Origin of the sequence: Mycobacteroides sp. PCS013 (genome assembly GCF_049532645.1) — a bacterium.
Classification (GTDB): domain Bacteria; phylum Actinomycetota; class Actinomycetes; order Mycobacteriales; family Mycobacteriaceae; genus Mycobacterium; species Mycobacterium gwanakae.
Map to the genome: position 1 here is coordinate 593,146 of NZ_CP150131.1, position 18,939 is coordinate 612,084.

The 18,939-nt window shown below is 64.4% G+C and carries 19 protein-coding genes and 1 tRNA gene; 13 read left to right on the forward strand and 7 right to left on the reverse strand.

Translation table 11 applies throughout. The features are described 5' to 3' along the window. Positions 1-34: 34 nt before the first annotated feature. Positions 35-1,318 carry an acyl-CoA dehydrogenase family protein gene (locus tag RHO23_RS02980; protein WP_193601861.1) on the reverse strand — a complete coding sequence of 428 codons (1,284 nt, stop codon included), beginning with the start codon at positions 1,316-1,318 and terminating at the stop codon, positions 35-37. Between the two features lie 11 nt (positions 1,319-1,329). Here RHO23_RS02980 and RHO23_RS02985 point away from each other — a divergent pair, with 11 nt between their 5' ends. Further along, positions 1,330-1,707 carry a VanZ family protein gene (locus RHO23_RS02985; protein WP_057969623.1) on the forward strand — a complete coding sequence of 126 codons (378 nt, stop codon included), beginning with the start codon at positions 1,330-1,332 and terminating at the stop codon, positions 1,705-1,707. On the opposite strand, the gene RHO23_RS02990 is transcribed toward RHO23_RS02985, so the two are convergent. Next, a complete protein-coding gene (locus RHO23_RS02990) occupies positions 1,643-2,326 on the reverse strand; it encodes a TetR family transcriptional regulator (RefSeq protein ID WP_030094876.1) in 684 nt (227 codons plus the stop codon). The genes RHO23_RS02985 and RHO23_RS02990 overlap by 65 nt on opposite strands. Before the next feature lie 148 nt (positions 2,327-2,474). Here RHO23_RS02990 and RHO23_RS02995 point away from each other — a divergent pair, with 148 nt between their 5' ends. Next, the gene (locus RHO23_RS02995; protein ID WP_423488645.1) at positions 2,475-2,876 is read left to right on the forward strand and encodes a hypothetical protein; all 402 of its coding nucleotides are present in this window, start codon (positions 2,475-2,477) and stop codon (positions 2,874-2,876) included. Positions 2,877-2,878: 2 nt separating this feature from the next. After that, on the forward strand, positions 2,879-4,438 hold the full coding sequence (locus RHO23_RS03000; protein WP_057968708.1) for a cytochrome P450: 1,560 nt from the start codon (positions 2,879-2,881) through the stop codon (positions 4,436-4,438). Between the two features lie 30 nt (positions 4,439-4,468). Here the strand turns inward: RHO23_RS03000 and RHO23_RS03005 are convergent, their stop codons facing one another. Next, positions 4,469-5,809, reverse strand: a complete 1,341-nt coding sequence (locus RHO23_RS03005) for a cytochrome P450 (protein WP_030094879.1) — start codon at positions 5,807-5,809, stop codon at positions 4,469-4,471. Between the two features lie 157 nt (positions 5,810-5,966). Between RHO23_RS03005 and RHO23_RS03010 the strand changes: the two genes are divergently transcribed. Then, positions 5,967-6,533 carry a YdcF family protein gene (locus RHO23_RS03010; RefSeq protein WP_057968707.1) on the forward strand — a complete coding sequence of 189 codons (567 nt, stop codon included), beginning with the start codon at positions 5,967-5,969 and terminating at the stop codon, positions 6,531-6,533. Between the two features lie 129 nt (positions 6,534-6,662). Continuing rightward, positions 6,663-7,886, forward strand: coding sequence for an MFS transporter (locus RHO23_RS03015; protein ID WP_057968706.1), 1,224 nt, complete (start codon positions 6,663-6,665; stop codon positions 7,884-7,886). Positions 7,887-7,891: 5 nt separating this feature from the next. Here the strand turns inward: RHO23_RS03015 and RHO23_RS03020 are convergent, their stop codons facing one another. Then, positions 7,892-8,128 carry a hypothetical protein gene (locus RHO23_RS03020; protein ID WP_123771716.1) on the reverse strand — a complete coding sequence of 79 codons (237 nt, stop codon included), beginning with the start codon at positions 8,126-8,128 and terminating at the stop codon, positions 7,892-7,894. Between the two features lie 31 nt (positions 8,129-8,159). Between RHO23_RS03020 and RHO23_RS03025 the strand changes: the two genes are divergently transcribed. Then, a complete protein-coding gene (locus tag RHO23_RS03025) occupies positions 8,160-8,738 on the forward strand; it encodes a hypothetical protein (protein ID WP_030094882.1) in 579 nt (192 codons plus the stop codon). Positions 8,739-8,743: 5 nt separating this feature from the next. On the opposite strand, the gene RHO23_RS03030 is transcribed toward RHO23_RS03025, so the two are convergent. Next, a tRNA-Arg gene (locus tag RHO23_RS03030) sits at positions 8,744-8,816 on the reverse strand. Between the two features lie 121 nt (positions 8,817-8,937). Here RHO23_RS03030 and argS point away from each other — a divergent pair. The 6 genes from argS (at position 8,938) to rho (ending at position 17,534) form a co-directional block, all read left to right on the forward strand. Next, positions 8,938-10,590, forward strand: coding sequence for an arginine--tRNA ligase (gene argS / locus RHO23_RS03035; RefSeq protein WP_423488646.1), 1,653 nt, complete (start codon positions 8,938-8,940; stop codon positions 10,588-10,590). After that, complete coding sequence (lysA, locus tag RHO23_RS03040; RefSeq protein WP_423488647.1) at positions 10,587-11,999, forward strand: diaminopimelate decarboxylase; 1,413 nt, start codon at positions 10,587-10,589, stop codon at positions 11,997-11,999. The genes argS and lysA overlap by 4 nt, the downstream gene beginning before the upstream one ends. Further along, entirely contained in the window at positions 11,996-13,300 is a 1,305-nt protein-coding gene (locus RHO23_RS03045; RefSeq protein ID WP_423488648.1) for a homoserine dehydrogenase, read from the forward strand. Before lysA ends, RHO23_RS03045 begins: the two co-directional genes overlap by 4 nt. Further along, positions 13,297-14,364: a threonine synthase gene (thrC, locus tag RHO23_RS03050; protein ID WP_030094886.1), complete on the forward strand. Its 1,068-nt coding sequence runs from the start codon at positions 13,297-13,299 to the stop codon at positions 14,362-14,364. Before RHO23_RS03045 ends, thrC begins: the two co-directional genes overlap by 4 nt. Then, positions 14,361-15,281, forward strand: a complete 921-nt coding sequence (thrB, locus tag RHO23_RS03055; RefSeq protein ID WP_423488649.1) for a homoserine kinase — start codon at positions 14,361-14,363, stop codon at positions 15,279-15,281. Before thrC ends, thrB begins: the two co-directional genes overlap by 4 nt. A gap of 336 nt (positions 15,282-15,617) precedes the next feature. Continuing rightward, positions 15,618-17,534 (forward strand): transcription termination factor Rho, encoded by a 1,917-nt coding sequence (gene rho / locus RHO23_RS03060; RefSeq protein WP_423488650.1) that lies wholly within the window; start codon positions 15,618-15,620, stop codon positions 17,532-17,534. Between the two features lie 60 nt (positions 17,535-17,594). Here the strand turns inward: rho and RHO23_RS03065 are convergent, their stop codons facing one another. Continuing rightward, complete coding sequence (locus tag RHO23_RS03065; protein WP_070920616.1) at positions 17,595-18,086, reverse strand: hypothetical protein; 492 nt, start codon at positions 18,084-18,086, stop codon at positions 17,595-17,597. Positions 18,087-18,238: 152 nt separating this feature from the next. Next, positions 18,239-18,454, reverse strand: a complete 216-nt coding sequence (locus RHO23_RS03070; RefSeq protein ID WP_030094890.1) for a hypothetical protein — start codon at positions 18,452-18,454, stop codon at positions 18,239-18,241. A gap of 187 nt (positions 18,455-18,641) precedes the next feature. Here RHO23_RS03070 and rpmE point away from each other — a divergent pair, with 187 nt between their 5' ends. Next, complete coding sequence (gene rpmE, locus RHO23_RS03075; protein WP_030094891.1) at positions 18,642-18,866, forward strand: 50S ribosomal protein L31; 225 nt, start codon at positions 18,642-18,644, stop codon at positions 18,864-18,866. Positions 18,867-18,939: the final 73 nt, after the last annotated feature.

Sequence of the window (18,939 nt, forward strand, 5' to 3'; positions counted from 1 at the left end):
CGGCTGCGCCGACACCCCTCAAAATCGGTGCCTCTCAGAAATACGCGTTCGCCGGAAGCGGCGTGCCGTGCAGCAGGTTCTGGCCGATTACCCGGGCCTTGTAGTGCACCGGATTATGCAGGCTGATGGTCCGGATGTTCCGCCAGTGCCGGTCCAGATTCCGGCTCCGGCTGGAGGCGCTGGCACCACCCAGGTCCAGCAGCTTGGTGGCGGCATCGAGTGCCACGGCATCGATGTGGACCTTGGCCTTGGCGACCGCGAGTTGGGCTTCCTCGGCGAGCTGCGCATCGGGAACTCCGTCGCGCAGGGACGCGGTGGCGGCATCAATGGCATCGGCCGCGGCAAGAACCGCAGCCTCGGCCGCGAACGCGGTTGCGCTGAGCTCGCCCAGGGTGCGTTGTAACAACGGATCATCAACAGGGCGTTCGGTGAGAGCATGGCTGAAGTTGCGCTGCCGGGAACGCAGCAGTGCCGCGCCGTCATCCACGACCGACCGCAGCACTCCGGCGACAATCGCCAGGATGTAGAGCTGCAACGACGCATACTGCGTGGTGGGCACGGGGGCCGCGTCATACGGTGTGTCGGAAAGGATTTCGTTGCTGGCGACATCGACCTGAGTAAAGATCGTGGTGCCCGTACCAGTGCGTCGCTGGCCGAACCCATCCCAGTCGTCCACCAGCCGCACCCCGTCGCGATCGCCGGGGACGATGACCGATGCGATCGAATCGTGGTCGGTGGTTGCGGTGACCGTCAGGTAGTCCGCGAACAAGGTCCCGGTGCTGTAGAACTTCTCGCCATTCAACCGATATCCGTCACCGGCCGGCAGTAGACGGGTGTTGAACACCAGACTTCCGACGGCCAAGGTCCCCTTCTCGCTGAATGCATTGGCGAACAGGTTGCCTTCGTTCACCTTCGTCAGCCAGGCGGCCGACGTGGAATCGGAAAGCGTGCGCAGCCGTTCCTCGACGAACCAGAAGTGAGTGCGGAAGATGTGCGCGACGATGGGGTCGGCCTGCGCTATATCGATAATGGCGGAAAAGAGTTGCCGCACAGAAAGTCCTGCGCCGCCGAGTTCGACGGGGATACGCAGCCGGCCGATCCCCGCTTCCTTGAGCAGCCGAACCTGGTCGAAGGGATTCTCGTCGTCAAGGTCACGTTCTCGTGCCCCGTCGGCGACCTGGGCGAGCAGATTCCGGTAGGTCTCGGTGCCGGGCAGTGCGCGGATTTCGAGGACTGACGGAGCGGAGGTCATGTCTTCGTTGTACGCAGCATGCCCATTGACGGCATCGCTTTGAATCACCCAGAACCGAAGCGGCAATATGGGTCACGATGATTCGCATAGTTCGTTCGTGGTTTCCGTGCTTTCGCTGGCTCACCCTGGTGTGTGCTTTGGCGATCGCGTGCCTGCTGTTGTTCACGCCCGGCAGCGCAGTCCCGTCCGGACCGCCCGGGGCGGACAAGGTGGTGCATTTTCTGATTTTCGGGATGCTGGCAGTGTCCTCGCGATTCGCAAGGATCGGTGAAAGGTTCACACTGGCCTGGGTTCTGGCCTTCGCTGCGTGTTCAGAGGTTATTCAGGCGCTGTGGGTTCCACGCCGGGACGGAAGTCTGCTTGATGTGCTTGCCGATGCGGTCGGCATGCTCATGGGACTCTGGTTGTGGCAGAAGATTCGTCCTGTGCACCGGCAGCAGTCGGCTTCGGAATGACGGTCGTGACGCTGCCGGTGTGAGCCAGCCCGCTGGTGACCAGGTCTAACTGGCGCAGCGCACGGTTGAGGGCCGCTTGCGCGTCGGCGTCGCTGGGGTGATCGGTATCCACCAGCATGCCGATGGTGTTGAGAATCGAGCCGGCGATGAGTTCGGCGGCGATCTCGAGATCTTCGGTGGTGTGGTGGTTTGTTGCGGGATTGCGCGCGAGCTCGACCACGACATCGTTGGTGAGCATGCGCATCTCGTTGTTGATGGCACGCCGAACCTGCGGCGAGCCGCCATGACGTTCACGCACCAGAAACCGGAAGTTGTTCGCATGCTCGCTCACCCGGTCGACCATGAGTCCGAGAATTTTGGCAGGGTTGTCACTGCCCACCTCGCGCCGGGCCTGACGGAAGGTGTCGCGAAGCGCACGAACGCTCTCCTCGGCCAGGACCGTGCCCAGGTCCTCCATCGATTCGAAATGCCGATAGAACGCCGTGGGAACCAAACCCGCGGATTTGGCCACCTCGCGCAGGCTCACGGCGGCGAAGCCACGCACCTTGAGCAGATCCAAGGTCCCGTCGAGCAATGCGCGGCGGGTATGCAGCTTCTTTTCAGCACGGCTATGGCGCATACCTGTCAGTGTACGGTCGTGCTCTTATCGATTGGTTTCTTTTGTTCGAAGCCGTGTTGAGGCCTGGTATTGACAGGTTCATCTACGTTACGCACACTGATCTCAGTGCACGATTGTTCACTATTTGGCCACCGAATTCGAAGGGGCAGTGCAGCATGGTGTAGAGCGCAACGTCAACGTCGTCCAGGAGGTCGTGGAGTCGGTCGGGTCTCGTGTCGGCCGGATCATCCGCATCATCACGCGGACGGTGGGAGAAGTTGGGCAGGAGCTGAGCGGCGTTGTGGCCGACGGGTTCGAAATCGCGGAGGCCAACAAGAGGGCCCGAGCTGACCATGAGCGCTGGGGCGCCTCGGCTGATGCAGATCTGGACGACGCGGCCGACGACGACGCCGAGGAAGGCGAACTCGTCGACCTCGATGACGAGGACCACGACGATGACGCTGCCGACGCTGGGGCCGATGACAAGAACGACGCCGTGGCGGAAGAGGTGACTTCCGGATCAGAGGTTGACGAGGCGCGCGACGGCGTCTCCGAGCAGGAAAGGGTCTAACCGTGTCGGCTCCAGCGTTGCAGCCAGAACCCCTTTCCGCGCCGGTCGCCACGGCGGCCCGTGAATGTCCGGTCAACCACGACCTCTATCCGGGCGGGCCGACCTTCCTGCGGTGGCATAACACCAAGGTCGGCTATCTGAAGTCGTGGCGTCTCGCACTCGGGGCGGTCTGGTCCACCTACCGGCACACCATCTCCGAGTACCTCGCCGACCTGCCTGGGCAGGATGACGTCATCGTCGCGCGGGCACCCATGCGTAAGACGGTGATTGTCCGCAATCCGGAACTGGCCCGTCATGTGCTGGTGGCCAATCAGGACAATTACATCAAGAGCGCCGAATACGATCTGCTGGCAGTCGGTTTCGGCCGCGGGCTGGTGACCGATCTCAACGAGGGACTCTGGAACCGAAATCGTCGGCTGGTGCAGCCGATCTTCGCCAAGCGTCAGGTCGATCTGTTCGCCCCACAGATGGCCGAGGCCAGCGCGCGCACCCTCGCCCGGTGGGACGAGCTGTACGCCCAGGGGAAAGCGGTCGATGTCACCGCCGAGATGAACTACCTGACCATGGATATCGTCGCGCAAACCATGTTCGGTATCGATCTGTCCGGCGACATGGCCGAGAAGATGCGGATCAACTTCGCACGCCTGCTCAAGCTCTTCGGCGTGGGCTACATCGTGGGGGCGGCGCCGCCGCTGCGCTGGTTCGTGGACAAGCTTGCCACCCACGGCCCCGACGAGTTGGCGTCACACACCCCGCGGTTGGCCATACGCGCGCTGCGTATCGGCGCGTCGGTGGCCGCGCCCCGGACCATGAGGGGGTTGCGCTGGGTGGAGCGCACCATCGATCAGCTCATCGCCGATCATCACTCCGGCCGGATCACCAGGCAGGACAACCTGTTGGCGCTGTTGATGGCCGCCGAAGATCCCGAAACGGGCGCTAGGTACACGGATCTGGAGATCCGCGATGAACTGATGACCTTCCTCGGTGCGGGCTTTGAGACCACCGCTGCCGCGCTCGCGTGGACCTGGTATCTGTTGTCCCGCAATCCCGATGCGCGTACGAAACTCGGCGAAGAGGTCGACCGCGTGCTCGGTGGACGGTTACCCACTGCCGCGGATGTCGACAATCTGCCATGGACCGCCGCGGTGCTGAATGAGGCGATGCGCGTGTACCCGCCGATCTTGGGATTGGCGCGTGCTGCGAAGGCAGATGACGTGCTGGGTGATTACCCGATTCCGGCCGGTACCACCGTCACCGTGTTGATCGACAGCATCCACCACAACGAGCGGGTGTGGGAGAACGCCAGGACCTTCGATCCCGCGCGGTTCCTCAAGGAGAACTTGCAGCCCGAACAGCGCAAGGCACACATGCCCTTTGGGGCGGGCAAGCGCATGTGTATTGCCTCGGGCTTCGCGAACTTGGAAGCCATCATCGGAATCGCGTCGCTGGCCCAGAAATACGAGCTGGAAATGGTGCCGGGCCAGAAGCCGCGCCGCGAGGTGACCTTCACCGGAGGGCCCGAGGGTGAGATCCTCATGCAGCTGCGTAAACGGCATCCCTGAGGCTGAACTGCGCAGGCTTGCCTGAGGATGTCAGCGGCGCCGCACCGTCATGAGCCCGTTGTTCTTCGGGCAGGAGGCGACCCCGCGTGAGTGCCACTTTTCGTTGGGTGCCGTCGTGGTCTCGATGGTGAAGTGCCGCAACACGGTCCGTAGGACGATGTCCATCTCCATGTTGGCGAAGGCCGCACCGACGCAGCGCCGGGTTCCGCCGCCGTAGGGAACCCACGAGTTGCCGGGTTTGGCGTCGGTGAAGCGTTCCGGGTCGAAACGCTCGGGGCTGGGGAAAGCCGCCGGGTCGTCATGCATCAAATTGATGCTCACCACCAGGGAGTGGCCCTGGGGGATTCGGTAGGGCCCGATGTCGACGTAGGGCGCCAGCACGTGACGCCCCGCGAAATCGATGACCGGCCGACTGCGTTGTACCTCAAGGATTGTCGCCTGGCGGTATTCGTTGTTCTCGGTCTGGGCCTCCTCGGCCAGGCGCGACAGCACCTGTGGGTGACGGGTGATCCGTTCGAAGGCCCACGCCAGAGTGGTGGCGGTGGTCTCGTGGCCGGCCGCCAGCAGAGTGAGTAGTTCGTCGGAGACATCGCTGCGCGACATGGTGGTGCCGTCGTCGTAGGTGGACCGCAACAGCAGGGCGAGGATGTCGGTGCGATCCTCGAAATCTGGTGCGGCGAGCGCCTTGTCGATGAGAAGTGCGATCACCTCGTCGTACCGCGCGCGGTAGGCCTTCAATCGGCCCCACGGACTGAACCGCCCATAGACTCGTTTCGGTTGCGGCACCCGGGTGGTCAGAGACGCCAGTACCACCCACGGTGGAATCAGCTCGCGCAGCACGTTCAGCTCGGCTCCGTCGGCGCCGAAGACCGCGCGCAAGATGGCGTTGAGGGTTATCCGCATCATCGGTTCCATGGTCTGGAACTGCTGACCCTCTGGCCATGACGCGCATTCGCGCAGCGTCTCTTCCTCGATGATCTGCTCGTACTGAATCATGGCCTTGCCGTGAAACTTTGGTGCGAGGAGCTTGCGGCGATGCCGGTGTTCGTTGCGCTCCAAGGCGAAGACTGATCCGGGTCCGAGCTGCTGGCTCAGGTTGGGCTGGATATTGCCCAGAATCTCGGTGCTGGTGGTGAACACCTGCCGGGTGAGATCTGGGTCCGCCACCACGACCGTGTACCCGAATTTGGGAATGTTGATCGTGTAGACCTTGCCGTACTTCTTGGCCAGTCTGCTGGTGGTCCATCGCCGGGAGGCTACGAAGGCGATGCCCTGGGCCAGCTTGGGAAGTGCCACGAGCGGGGGAGCGGTCGGCTCGGGCGTATCGGCTTCTCGGTCGATGGTTGAGGCTTCGGTCACGTCACCCTCCACGGCGTTGTGGTGTTAGTAGACATGTGTCTTATAGCTCAGCCTACCTCTGTCATGTCGGTCACACCAGGGGGAATCGCGGGAGATTTCACCGGCGGGTCGACTTGACAGGGGTAACTCTGGCACCATGTATCTCGTCTGTCGCAGGAGTCACTGAGACTTGGAGGGCGCATTGATCACTCGATGGGCGACCACCTTGGTCGTCGGTGCCGTTCTCGCGCTGTGCACTCCCGCGGTCGCGAGCTCCGAGCCCATGGCGGCGGGCAAGGACTTCTCGAAGCCGGCCGTGGTCATCCTTGGGTACGGCCTCAAGCCCGATGGCTCGATGCGGGACAAGCTGTATCAGCGGGTCGCGACGGGCAGGGCGATCGCCAATATGTTCCCGAACTCGTTCATCATCGTGACCGGAGGTAATCCGCAAAACGGGGTGTCGGAGGCCGAGCAGATGCGCAATATGCTTGTCGGCCTTGGTTATCCATCCGATCGCATCATCGTGGAGCCCCGGGCCAACAGCACGGTGCAGAATGCGCAGTTCTCGGTGCCGCTGGCCAAACAGGCGGGTGCCTCGGGAATCATCTTGGTAACGAACTCGACCCATCAACAGCGCGCAGGCCGGAACTTCACCGACGCGGGGGGCAATGTGCTGGCCACCGCGAGCTTCCCCGATGGTGATGCGCCGACCAACATCGGACAGTTCATGCGCGACATCACCAGCCCGTTCCGCTGACGACTGCGGACAACTACCGGACGACCACAGTTCGCCTGAAGGGAATGAACCCGGCAGAATCGGTGGTTGACCGATCAGGGCGCTCATCGATGTGCGCATCTAGCCGCATACCGCACAGGAGCCCTATTCATGACTGCCGTTGTCGATTCACGCGTGCAGCCCGAGTCGCCGGTGTCACCACGCACTCGCCGAGGCGCGATTCTCGCACTTGCTATAGGTGGATTCGGGATCGGGACAACCGAATTCGTGGCGATGGGGCTGCTGCCCAACATCGCACATGGCTTCGGTGTCACCGAGCCTGAGGCTGGACACGTCATCAGCGCCTATGCGCTGGGCGTGGTCGTGGGTGCACCGATCATCGCGGCACTGACCGCCCGGGCCTCGCGTCGGACCCTGCTCATCGCGCTCATGATCGCGTTCACGATCGGCAATGCGGCCACCGTCTTCGCGCCGGGTTATGCGGCGCTGATCGCCTCCAGGTTCGTCGCCGGGCTGCCGCACGGCGCGTATTTCGGCGTTGCGGCACTGGTGGCCGCGCATCTTGCCGGCCCAGGGGAGCGTGCCAAGGCGGTTGGGCAGACCATGCTGGGTTTGTCGGTGGCCAATGTCGTGGGTGTTCCGGTGGCCACCTGGCTGGGTAACACGGTGGGCTGGCGTTCGGCCTTCGCCGTCGTGGCGGTCATCGGCGTGGTCACGGTCGCGGCGTTGTTGCGGTTCTTGCCAGGGCTGACGGATATGAAGATCACGAATCCGCTAACAGAGCTCAGCGCGCTGCGACGCGCTCAGGTGTGGTTCACCCTGCTCATCGGCATCGTGGGCTTTGGCGGCATGTTCGCGTTCTACACCTACATCAGCACCACACTCACCAGCGTTTCCGGACTGTCGAGGGCCCTCGTCCCGCTGGCATTGGCGCTCTACGGCATCGGCATGGTCACCGGAAACGTGCTGGGCGGCTGGATGGCGGACCGCAGTGTCGTCAGGGCCATCGCTATCGGCCTGGTGCTGGTCGCCGTGATGCTGGTGATTTTCGCGGCGGTGTCGCGAAATCCTTGGGCGGCACTGGTGCTGGTGTTCGCCGTGGGAGTCTCCGGAACGTCACTGGTGCCCGCGCTGCAGACCCGTTTGATGGATGTGGCAGACGACGCGCAGACGTTGGCCGCCGCGCTGAACCATTCCGCGCTCAACATCGCCAATGCCGGCGGAGCCTGGCTCGGGGGCCTGGTCATCACCGCTGGGTATGGCTACCGCGCCCCGTCTCTGGTCGGCGCGGCGCTGGCGGTCGCGGGGCTCGTAGTGCTTGCGTTATCGCTGCTGTACGCCCGGCGCCGTCCACGTACGCCGTCAGCGGCCTGAGTCGATCAGTGAGGGATGCCGCCCGGCGCCATCGTCGGGGGCGCGATTGTCGGCGGCGGCATGAAGCACGGCGGGACCCCCGGCGCGTACGGCGGAACGCATGGCTGCGGGAAACATTGCTGCCCGTTCCACCCTGATGGCTGGTTGAACGGGCAGACCGGAATCGGGTCAGCATTCGCCACCGGCGCCCAGCACAGCGTCAATGCCAGACCAATCAGACCGAACACTGCTTTCTGGCGCACGAACTCAATTCTATTGGCATAGCCTTTTCCCATGGCTGGGAGTGGCAAAGCAGGGCCTGTGGGCAAGGAGTCGGTCTGGGCGAGGTGGCGCGGTCGCGTGATCGCGGTCATTGCGTTGTTGTTGACCTTGGTTGCCGTGTACTTCGCACTGTCGGCCTTCATCCCGCGGTGGTGGGCACAACGCATCGCCGATATGTCCGGTCACGGCAGCTTCACCAAGGGGATCGGCAGCGGGCTCACGCTCGGTCTGCTGTGCACCGGAATACCGTTGTTGCTCGCGCTGTGGGCATTTTTGATACGGGGTCGCCGCGGCGGGACCTTCTTCGCCGGGGTGCTGACACTGCTCGCCGTCATTGTCGCGGTGCCCAACCTGATGACCCTGACGATCGTGTTCGGCACCAGCAATTCCGCACATGCCGGTGAGCGTGTGCTGGACGTCGAAGCGCCCGGTTTCCGGGGAGCGACGGCCATCGGGGCGACCGTGGCGCTGGTGATCTTCCTGCTCGTCACGTTCTTCGTGGTGCGTAACTGGCGACGCCGAGTGAAGGTGGAGAAGCAGCAGGTTCGTGAGGCTGCTGCCGCCGCGGCGGAAAGTCCCGCGGCCGAATAATTGTGTGCCCTCGGCAGGAATCGAACCTGCGGCCTTCTGCTCCGGAGGCAGACGCTCTATCCCCTGAGCTACGAGGGCGTCAGGGCTTGGAAAGACTAGCGGGGACAGCCTAGCGCATCCCAACCGGCATCCCGACCACCGTTTCGGTCGCGGGTAAAGGATTCGGGGCCTGGATACCCGAGCCCATAGGATGATCGCCGTGACTCCCGCCGACCTCGCCGACCTGCTACGTTCCACCGCTACCACGGTGCTGGACGAGCGAGGTCTGGACACGTCGGCGCTACCGGACACCGTGACCGTCGAACGGCCCCGTAATCCCGAGCACGGTGACTACGCCACCAACGTGGCCCTGCAGGTCGCCAAGAAGGTCGGCGTCGCCCCGCGTGACCTGGCCACCTGGCTCGTCGATGCCCTCGTCGCCAACGACGCGATCGCTGCCGCGGAGATTGCCGGACCTGGGTTTGTGAACCTGCGGATCGCCGCCGACGCACAGGGCACCATCGTCGCGAACATCTTGGACGCGGGCGAGAACTACGGCAATTCCGATGCGCAGGGCACGCACACCATCAACTTGGAGTTCGTCTCGGCCAACCCGACGGGCCCGATTCACATCGGGGGCACCCGGTGGGCCGCGGTCGGCGACGCGTTGGGCCGCCTGCTGACCCGCCAGGGCGCCAAGGTCACCCGCGAGTACTACTTCAACGACCATGGCGCGCAGATCGACCGGTTTGTCCGCTCGCTCATCGCCTCGGCCGAGGGCAAGGAAGCTCCCGAGGATGGGTATGCCGGCGATTACATCGCCGATATCGCCAAGCAGGTCCTTACTCGGCGTCCCGATGCGCTCGCGCTGCCGGAGACCGAGGCTGCCGAAGTCTTTCGGGAAATCGGCGTGGACCTGATGTTCACCCACATCAAGAAGTCGCTGCACGAGTTCGGCACGGACTTCGACGTTTTCACCCATGAGGACTCGATGCACACCTCGGGACGTGTGCAGGAGGCCATCGCGCAGCTGCGTAAGACCGGCAACATCTACGAGAAGGATGGCGCGTCCTGGTTGCGTTCGAGCAACTTCGGTGATGACAAGGACCGCGTTGTCATCAAGAGTGATGGCAATCCTGCTTATATCGCCGGTGACATCGCCTACTACCTCGACAAGCGCGAGCGCGGCTTCGACCTGTGTATCTACATGCTCGGTGCCGATCACCACGGGTACATCGCACGCCTGAAAGCCGTTGCGGCGGCATTGGGTTACGACGCCGACAGCGTCGAGGTGCTCATCGGTCAGATGGTCAACCTGGTGCGCGACGGTCAGCCGGTGCGGATGTCCAAGCGTGCGGGCACCGTGATCACTCTCGATGACCTGGTCGACGCCATTGGAGTCGATGCTGCGCGCTACGCGTTGATCCGGTCTTCGGTGGACACCTCGATCGACATCGATCTGCAGCTGTGGGCCTCCGCGTCTAGTGAGAACCCGGTCTATTACGTGCAATACGCGCACGCACGGCTCTGTGCACTGGCGCGCAATGCCGCGGATCTGGGCCTACGGCACTCGACCGATCATCTCGAACTGCTCACCCATGAGAAGGAGGGTGCGCTGATCCGGGGGCTCGGCGAGTTTGGCCGCATTCTGCAAAACGCCGCGGTGCTGCGTGAACCGCACCGCGTCGCAAGGTATTTGGAAGACATCGCCGGTGATTACCACCGGTTCTACGACTCGTGCCGGGTGCTCCCGCAAGGTGACGAAACACCGGGGGATCTACACGCGGCACGCCTAGCGTTATGCCTTGCCACCCGGCAGGTCATCGCCAACGGCCTGGACATTCTCGGCGTGAGCGCACCGGAGCGGATGTGAGCGCACACCCGGCAGGCCCCCGCCACGCAGAAGGGGAACAGCACACCGCCATGAGCAGCGCACCTCCGGCCAATCCGACCGAATTGGCACCGAACGTATGGCCCCGCAATGCCTCTCGCGGCACCGACGGCGAGGTGACCCTTGCGGGTCTCACCGTCTCCGAGCTCGCCGAGAAGTACGGCACGCCGCTTTTTGTCATCGACGAGGACGACTTCCGATCGCGCTGCCGCGACATGGCCGCGGCGTTCGGTGGCGCTGCGCGCGTGCACTACGCCTCGAAGGCGTTCCTGTGCACCGAGATCGCGCGGTGGATCAAGGATGAGGGGCTGGGCCTGGACGTCTGCTCAGCGGGCGAGCTGGCCATCGCGCTGCGCGCCGAGTTCCCTCCGGCGCGAATCGCGTTGCACGGTAATAACAAATCTGAGGCGGAGCTCGCCCAGGCGGTGCAGGTAGGCGTCGGACACATCGTCGTCGATTCGATGATCGAGATCGAGCGACTGGACGCGATCGCGGGCAGTGCCGGTGTGGTGCAAGACGTTCTGGTGCGTGTCACCGTCGGTGTCGAGGCGCACACCCATGAGTTCATCTCCACCGCGCATGAGGACCAGAAGTTCGGGTTGTCCCTGGCCGGTGGGCAGGCACTGGAGGCCGTGCGACGTGTCTTCGCCACCGACAACCTGCGACTCGTGGGACTGCACAGCCACATTGGTTCGCAGATCTTCGATGTCGACGGGTTTGAGGTCGCCGCGCACCGGGTGATCGGGCTGCTGCGCGACGTGGTCGCCGAGTTCGGTACCGAGAAGACCGCGCAGCTCAACATCATCGACCTCGGCGGCGGCCTCGGCATCAGTTATGTGCCGTCCGACGATCCGCCTCCCATCGAGGATCTGGCGGCCAAGCTGGGCGTGATCGTGCGCACCGAGTCGGCGCTGGCGGGCCTGCCCGAGCCGCGTTTGGTGATCGAGCCCGGCCGGGCCATCGCCGGTCCCGGCACCGTAACGCTGTACCGCGTGGGCACCACCAAGGACGTGATCCTGTCCAACGGGCAGCGGCGCTACGTGAGCGTCGACGGCGGGATGAGCGACAACATCCGCACCTCGCTGTATCAGGCCGAGTACCACCCGCAGCTGGTTTCCCGCGATAGTGACGTCGCACCGGTGCTGTCCCGGGTGGTGGGAAAGCACTGTGAAAGCGGCGATATCGTGGTCAGGGACGCGTGGTTGCCCGAGGACGTGGCTCCCGGCGACCTGGTGGCGGTCGCCGCGACCGGTGCGTACTGCTACTCGATGTCCAGCCGGTACAACCTGCTGACCCGTCCGGCGGTTATCGCCGTCAAGGACGGCGAGGCGCGACTGATCCTGCGGCGGGAGACCGTCGAGGATTTGGTGAGTTTGGAGGTAAGTGAATGAGTGACGCGATAGGCGTAGCGATCCTGGGCCTGGGCAACGTCGGCAGTGAAGTAGCGCGGATCATCGAAAGCAGCGCGAGTGACCTCGCGGCCCGCATCGGTGCGCCGCTGGAGATTCGCGGTATCGGTGTGCGCCGTGTGGCCGATGACCGCGGTGTTCCGGTCGAGCTGCTCACCGACGATATCGACGCGCTGGTTTCACGAGACGATGTCGACATCGTCGTCGAGCTCATGGGTCCGGTGGAACCCGCACGGCGCGGCATCCTGGGTGCACTCAACGCGGGCAAGTCGGTGGTGACCGCCAACAAGGCGCTTCTGGCCCAGTCTGCCGGTGAGCTCGCCGAAGCTGCCGAGAAGGCAAGGGTTGACCTCTATTTCGAGGCTGCGGTGGCCGGTGCCATTCCCGTCATCCGGCCCTTGACCCAATCGCTGGCCGGCGATTCGGTGATTCGGGTCTCCGGCATCGTCAACGGCACCACCAACTACATCCTGTCTGCCATGGACACCACCGGGGCCGGTTATGACACCGCACTTGCCGAGGCAGGGGAGCTCGGATACGCCGAGGCCGATCCGACCGCCGATGTCGAGGGCTACGACGCTGCGGCCAAGGCCGCCATTCTCGCGTCGATCGCCTTCCACACCCGGGTCAGTGCCGACGACGTATACCGCGAGGGCATCACGAAGATCAGTGCCGACGACTTCGAGTCGGCGCGAGCCCTGCAGTGCACCATCAAGCTGCTGTCTATCTGTGAACGGCTTACGGACGCCGGTGGAAACCAACGAGTTTCGGCGCGGGTGTACCCGGCGCTGGTGCCGTTGACCCATCCGCTCGCGAGCGTCAACGGAGCGTTCAACGCGGTCTTCGTCGAGGCTGAGGCCGCCGGCGAGCTGATGTTCTACGGCCAGGGCGCCGGCGGTGCGCCGACCGCATCGGCCGTGCTCGGCGACTTGGTGATGGCGGCGCGCAACCGGGTGCAGGGCGGACGCGGTCCGCGGGCATCCCGGTACGCACAGCTGCCCATTGCGCCGATCGGTCTCATCCCGACCCGGTACTACGTGCGTATGCGCGTGGCCGACAAGCCCGGTGTGCTGGCCACCGTTGCCGCCGAGTTCTCCAAGCGCGAAGTCAGCATCGCCACCGTCCGGCAGGAGGGCGAGGTCGACGAGACGGGCGCCCGTCTGGTGGTGCTCACTCACAAGGCCACCGATGCTGCGCTCTCGGAAACCGTTGCTGCACTTGCCGACCTCGACGTGGTGTTGGGTGTCGCAAGTGTCATCCGGCTGGAAGGAACACAAGAGTGACCGTTCATACCCCTTGGCCCGGCCTCATCGCGGCATACCGGGACCGCCTCCCGATCGGGGAGAACTGGCAGCCCGTGACGCTTCGCGAGGGTGGCACTCCGCTGCTTCCCGCGAAGCGGCTGTCCGAGCTCACCGGTTGCACCGTGCACCTGAAGGTCGAAGGCCTCAACCCCACCGGCTCGTTCAAGGACCGCGGTATGACCATGGCGGTGACCGACGCGCTGGCCCGTGGCCAGCGCGCGGTGTTGTGCGCCTCGACCGGGAACACCTCGGCCTCCGCCGCCGCCTACGCCGCCAAGGCGGGTATCACGTGTGCGGTGCTGATCCCGCAGGGCAAGATCGCGATGGGCAAGCTGGCCCAGGCCGTGATCCACGGTGCGCGGATCATCCAGGTGGACGGCAACTTTGACGACTGTCTGGAGCTGGCGCGCAAGACAACCGCGGACTATCCGACCATCGCCCTGGTGAACTCCGTGAACCCGGTGCGCATCGAGGGACAGAAGACTGCGGCCTTCGAGATCATGGATGCCCTCGGCACCGCCCCCGATATTCACGCGCTGCCGGTCGGCAATGCTGGAAACATCACCGCCTACTGGCGCGGTTACAACGAGTACCACCGCGACGGTCTGTCGGACCGGTTGCCCAAGATGCTGGGTGCGCAGGCCGCGGGTGCGGCACCGTTGGTGAACGGGGCGCCGGTTGCCAATCCGGAGACCATCGCCACCGCCATCCGGATCGGATCGCCTGCGTCGTGGTCGGGTGCTGTTGCCGCACAACAGGAATCGGGCGGCAAGTTCCTGGCCGTCACCGATGAGGAGATTCTCAGCGCCTACCGGCTGGTCGCCTCCAGCGAGGGCGTGTTCGTGGAGCCCGCGTCGGCGGCCAGCATCGCGGGCCTGCTGAAATCGGTTGCCGACGGCTGGGTTCCGAAGGGTTCCACCGTGGTGTGCACCGTGACGGGGAACGGCCTGAAGGATCCCGATAACGCCCTGAGCGGCATGCCCGAGGTGACTCCCATTCCGGTGCAGGCGAGCGCGGTCGCCGAGGCGCTGGAACTCGCGTGAACCAAATCCTGCCCGCGGGGCTGATCACCACCGTCGTGGTGCCGGCGTCGAGTGCAAACCTGGGTCCGGGCTTCGACAGCCTCGGTATCGCGCTGTCGCTGTACGACGAGATCGAGGTCAGTACAACCGAATCCGGTCTCAAGGTGGCTGTCGAAGGTCAGGGTGCCGGTGAGGTCCCGCTGGATGGCAGTCACCTGGTGGTGCGGGCGATCGAGCGTGGGCTCGCCGCCGGAGGAGCTGCCGCCGCTGGCCTGATCGTTCAGTGCCGCAACAAGATTCCACACTCGCGGGGTTTGGGTTCTTCGGCCGCGGCTGCAGTTGCCGGCCTGGCCGTCGCCAACGGACTCCTTGCCAAGGCCGGACACCCGGTGCTCTCCGACGAGGTGCTGGTGCAGTTGGCCTCGGAATTCGAGGGGCATCCCGATAATGCGGCGGCCAGCGTGCTCGGGGGAGCCGTGGTCTCCTGGTCGGAGACCACGGGTGCGGCCGCCGTCTATGCGGCCACCCGGCTGGATGTGCACCCCGATATCAGAATTGTCGCCGCAATCCCGGAGGAACAGTCCTCCACCGCACACACTCGCGTATTGCTGCCAGAATCTGTCACCCATGTAGACGCTAGGTTCAATATTAGCCGAGCGGCGCTACTCACCGTCGCGCTGACCGCGCGGCCGGATCTGCTGATGACGGCCACCGAAGACCGTCTACATCAGCCCCAGCGCGCCTCCGCGATGCCGGCGTCCGCCGAGGTTCTTGGATACCTGCGCAGTCAGGGGGTTGCGGCGGTTCTTTCCGGGGCTGGACCTGCGGTATTGGCCCTGACCACCGGTGATATCCCTGACGTCGCGGTGAAATACGCTGAAGATCAAGGTTTCTCGCTGGCGACGATGTCCGTATCGGCGGGCGTGTCGGTTCGATAGCCGACGTTATGGCTGGTGAGCGGGGGACTCGCCGGGGGGGTGCTGGTTGCTTGATACCCACCTGGGGGTTATCCTCGGTATCAGTCCCAGCAATTGCAGCTTCTGCGCACCTGCGCCGAGAACGAGGACGATCACAAATTCTCCTAGTTCTTTCCGATGCCTCCGTCGTCGCCGACAGGCGGCGATATTGGGCAAGGTCGATGGTCAGCTGCCATTTCTCAGGACCTCGCGTGGCCCTATCTGTGTGGGCCCGCAGCATGAACTTCGCGGCCAGCAACCTGACTGGCCGAAGTGAGACCCTCGCCCCATATTCGGCGGGGGAAGGAAAGGAAATCCGTGACCGATACGGACCTCATCGCGACCGAAGCCGCCCCGGAAGCCCCCGAGGCGCCCGCCACAGCCTCCTCTGATCGCTCCAACAAGGAGCGTCGGGGTGATGGACTGGGTGCGCTGTCGACGATGGTGTTGCCGGAGTTGCGTGCATTGGCCAGCCAAGTAGGCGTCAAGGGCACCTCCGGAATGCGTAAGAGCGATCTGATCGCCGCCATTCGTGAGCATCAGGGTGCGCTTGGCGCGTCGAAGAACAACAACCAGTCCACCCAGGCCCAGCAGCCTCAGGCCTCAGCACCGGCCGAGGTTGCCCAGAAGGAACCGGCCCAGAACGAGCAGAACGAATCTGCTGGATCCGAGCCCACTCAGACCGCACTCGATCTGCCCGCCGAGGCGCCGAAGTCCGCTCCGGAAGCCGACTCCGGTGAGGGCAAGGACTCCGAGACGGCGGGCGCGCCTCGCGAGGGACGCGGTGAGCGGCGTCGCAACCAGAACCAGAACCAGAACGCCGAGGGCGAGCGCAAGCAGCAGAACGGCGGCCGGGGCAACTCGGAGAACGCCGAGAACTCGGGGCGTGAGGGTGGCTCGGGGAGCCAGAACCCGGACAACCAGAACCAGGACAACAACCAGAACCAGGGCAACCGCGGCGATGACGGTGAGGGCCGGGGCCGTCGTGGTCGCCGTACCCGTGAACGCCGTCGTGGTCGCGATCGCAACACCAACGAGGGTGGCGAGACCGAGCTGCGCGAGGACGATGTCGTCCAGCCCGTGGCCGGCATTCTGGATGTGCTCGACAACTACGCGTTCGTCCGGACGTCCGGATATCTGGCCGGCCCGAACGATGTGTACGTCTCGATGAACCTCGTTCGCAAGAACGGGCTGCGCCGCGGCGATGCCATCACCGGCGCCGTGCGGGTACCCCGCGACCCGGATGCCGGGAATCAGAACCAGCGCCAGAGGTTCAACCCGCTGGTGCGCCTCGATTCCGTGAACGGTGGCCCGGTCGAGGACGCCAAGAAGCGTCCCGACTTCACCAAGTTGACCCCGCTGTACCCGAATCAGCGGCTGCGGCTGGAAACCACCACCGAGAAGCTGACGACTCGTGTGATCGACCTGATCATGCCCATCGGCAAGGGGCAGCGCGCGCTGATCGTGTCTCCGCCGAAGGCCGGTAAGACCACGATCATGCAGAACATCGCCAACGCGATCTCCGCCAACAACCCCGAGTGCCATCTGATGGTGGTGCTGGTCGACGAACGGCCCGAAGAGGTCACCGACATGCAGCGCTCGGTCAAGGGTGAGGTCATCGCCTCCACCTTCGATCGCCCGCCGTCAGACCACACTCAGGCTGCCGAGCTCGCCATCGAGCGTGCCAAGCGTCTCGTGGAACAGGGCAAGGACGTCGTGGTCTTGCTCGACTCCATCACCCGTCTGGGACGTGCCTACAACAACGCCTCGCCGGCGTCCGGCCGCATCCTGTCCGGTGGTGTCGACTCGACGGCGCTGTACCCGCCCAAGCGGTTCCTGGGCGCGGCGCGCAACATCGAGCACGGCGGCTCGTTGACCATCATCGCCACCGCGATGGTCGAGACCGGATCCACCGGTGACACGGTCATCTTCGAGGAGTTCAAGGGCACCGGTAACGCCGAGCTCAAGCTCGACCGCAAGATCGCCGAACGCCGCGTGTTCCCCGCCGTCGACGTCAACCCGTCGGGTACTCGCAAGGACGAGTTGCTGATGAGCGGCGACGAGTTCGCGATCGTGCACAAGCTGCGCCGCGTGCTCTCCGGCTTGGATTCACACCAGGCCATCGACCTGCTGATGAGCCAGCTGCGCAAGACCAAGACCAACTACGAATTCCTGGTCCAGGTCTCCAAGAACACTCCGGGCTCCAACGGCGCTGACGAGCCGCAGTACAGCTAGAGCCTGACGCGGTATCACCGGGTATCGGTGATACCGCGCAGGTTCATATGGCCGGGACCGCTAGCCGATCGACGCGAGCGGAATCCAGATACCGAACAGCCAGAATCCCCAGGTCCGGAAACCGTCATCCCAGATCGGCTGTACCCGATATCCCCAGTAGTCGAAGGCCGCAGGGGGCGGGCCCCAACGATCTGGAAGCGGTCCGCGCCATTCCGCGCGAGGCGGCGGGGCCCAGCCCCACGGTGGACGCTGGTCGTAATGCCACGGGTTGTCGCGCCATTCCCGGCGGTCATCGCGCCATCTGCGGTCATCCCGCCAGTCCTGGTCGCGGTCGCGCCAATTGTCATTGCCGCGCCAGTTGCCGTTGTTCCGCCAACCGTCGTGGCCGCCCCAGTCATCGTCATCGTCGCCGTGTGGGCGGTTGGGATGATCCTGGATGTAACTGGGCTGTCCCGGAGGCTGCGCATACGCCGGAACGGCGCCCAGCCCAAGCGCTCCCATCGTCAACGTGCCAACGATGACACCCTGGCTCACAACACTTTTCAGATTCACGTGCGACTCCTGTCCGATTATCTCGGCGGTTCGCCCCGACTCAACCGAAGTACCGATTTCCAACAGCTGCACCGCGTTGGTTATGCCGCGGCTGCCGTTGTGAATATCGACAGGATGTCAATGCCCGTTACATGCCCGAGGTCGGGCGAGTATCAGGGCTGCGGAATGGACGGAATCTGCGGAATCGGCGGCGCCTGAGGGACGGGCGGTACACCGGTTCCCTGGGGGATCGGTGGAGCCTGGGGGATGGGCGGCGGTGCCGGGGGCGTGATGGGGTCGGCGTAGGCCAGCCCCGGTGCGCCGGCGAATGCGGCCAAACCCATCGCTGCCGCGGATGCGCTTGTGACGATCAATCTCTTGATGTTCATGCGTTTCCTTCCCGAATCGGCTTTCCTTCCCCAACGTACGCCGGGTTCAGAAATCGGGAATAGTGCGCAGGTCGGCGCCGTTTAGGTTCTACGTAACTGAGCTGGCATAATGGCCTCTCAGCCTTTTGAAGGGTTCCGGTTCACGCCCACAAGCGACCCGGCGACCACAACACGCAGAGGAAAAGCAATGAAATCGGGTATCCACCCCACCTACGTCGAGACCAACGTGGTCTGCGGCTGCGGCAACACCTTCACCACCCGCAGCACCAAGGACAGCGGCCACATCGTGGTCGAGGTCTGCTCGCAGTGCCACCCCTTCTACACCGGTAAGCAGAAGATCCTGGACAGCGGCGGTCGCGTCGCCCGGTTCGAGGCCCGGTACGGCAAGCGCAAGGCCGCAGCCGACAAATAGCTTCCTTGCCGACGCCCGGATTTGCCTTTGTGCAGTCCGGGCGTCGGTTTTTTGTATGACCAAGTGCGGGTAT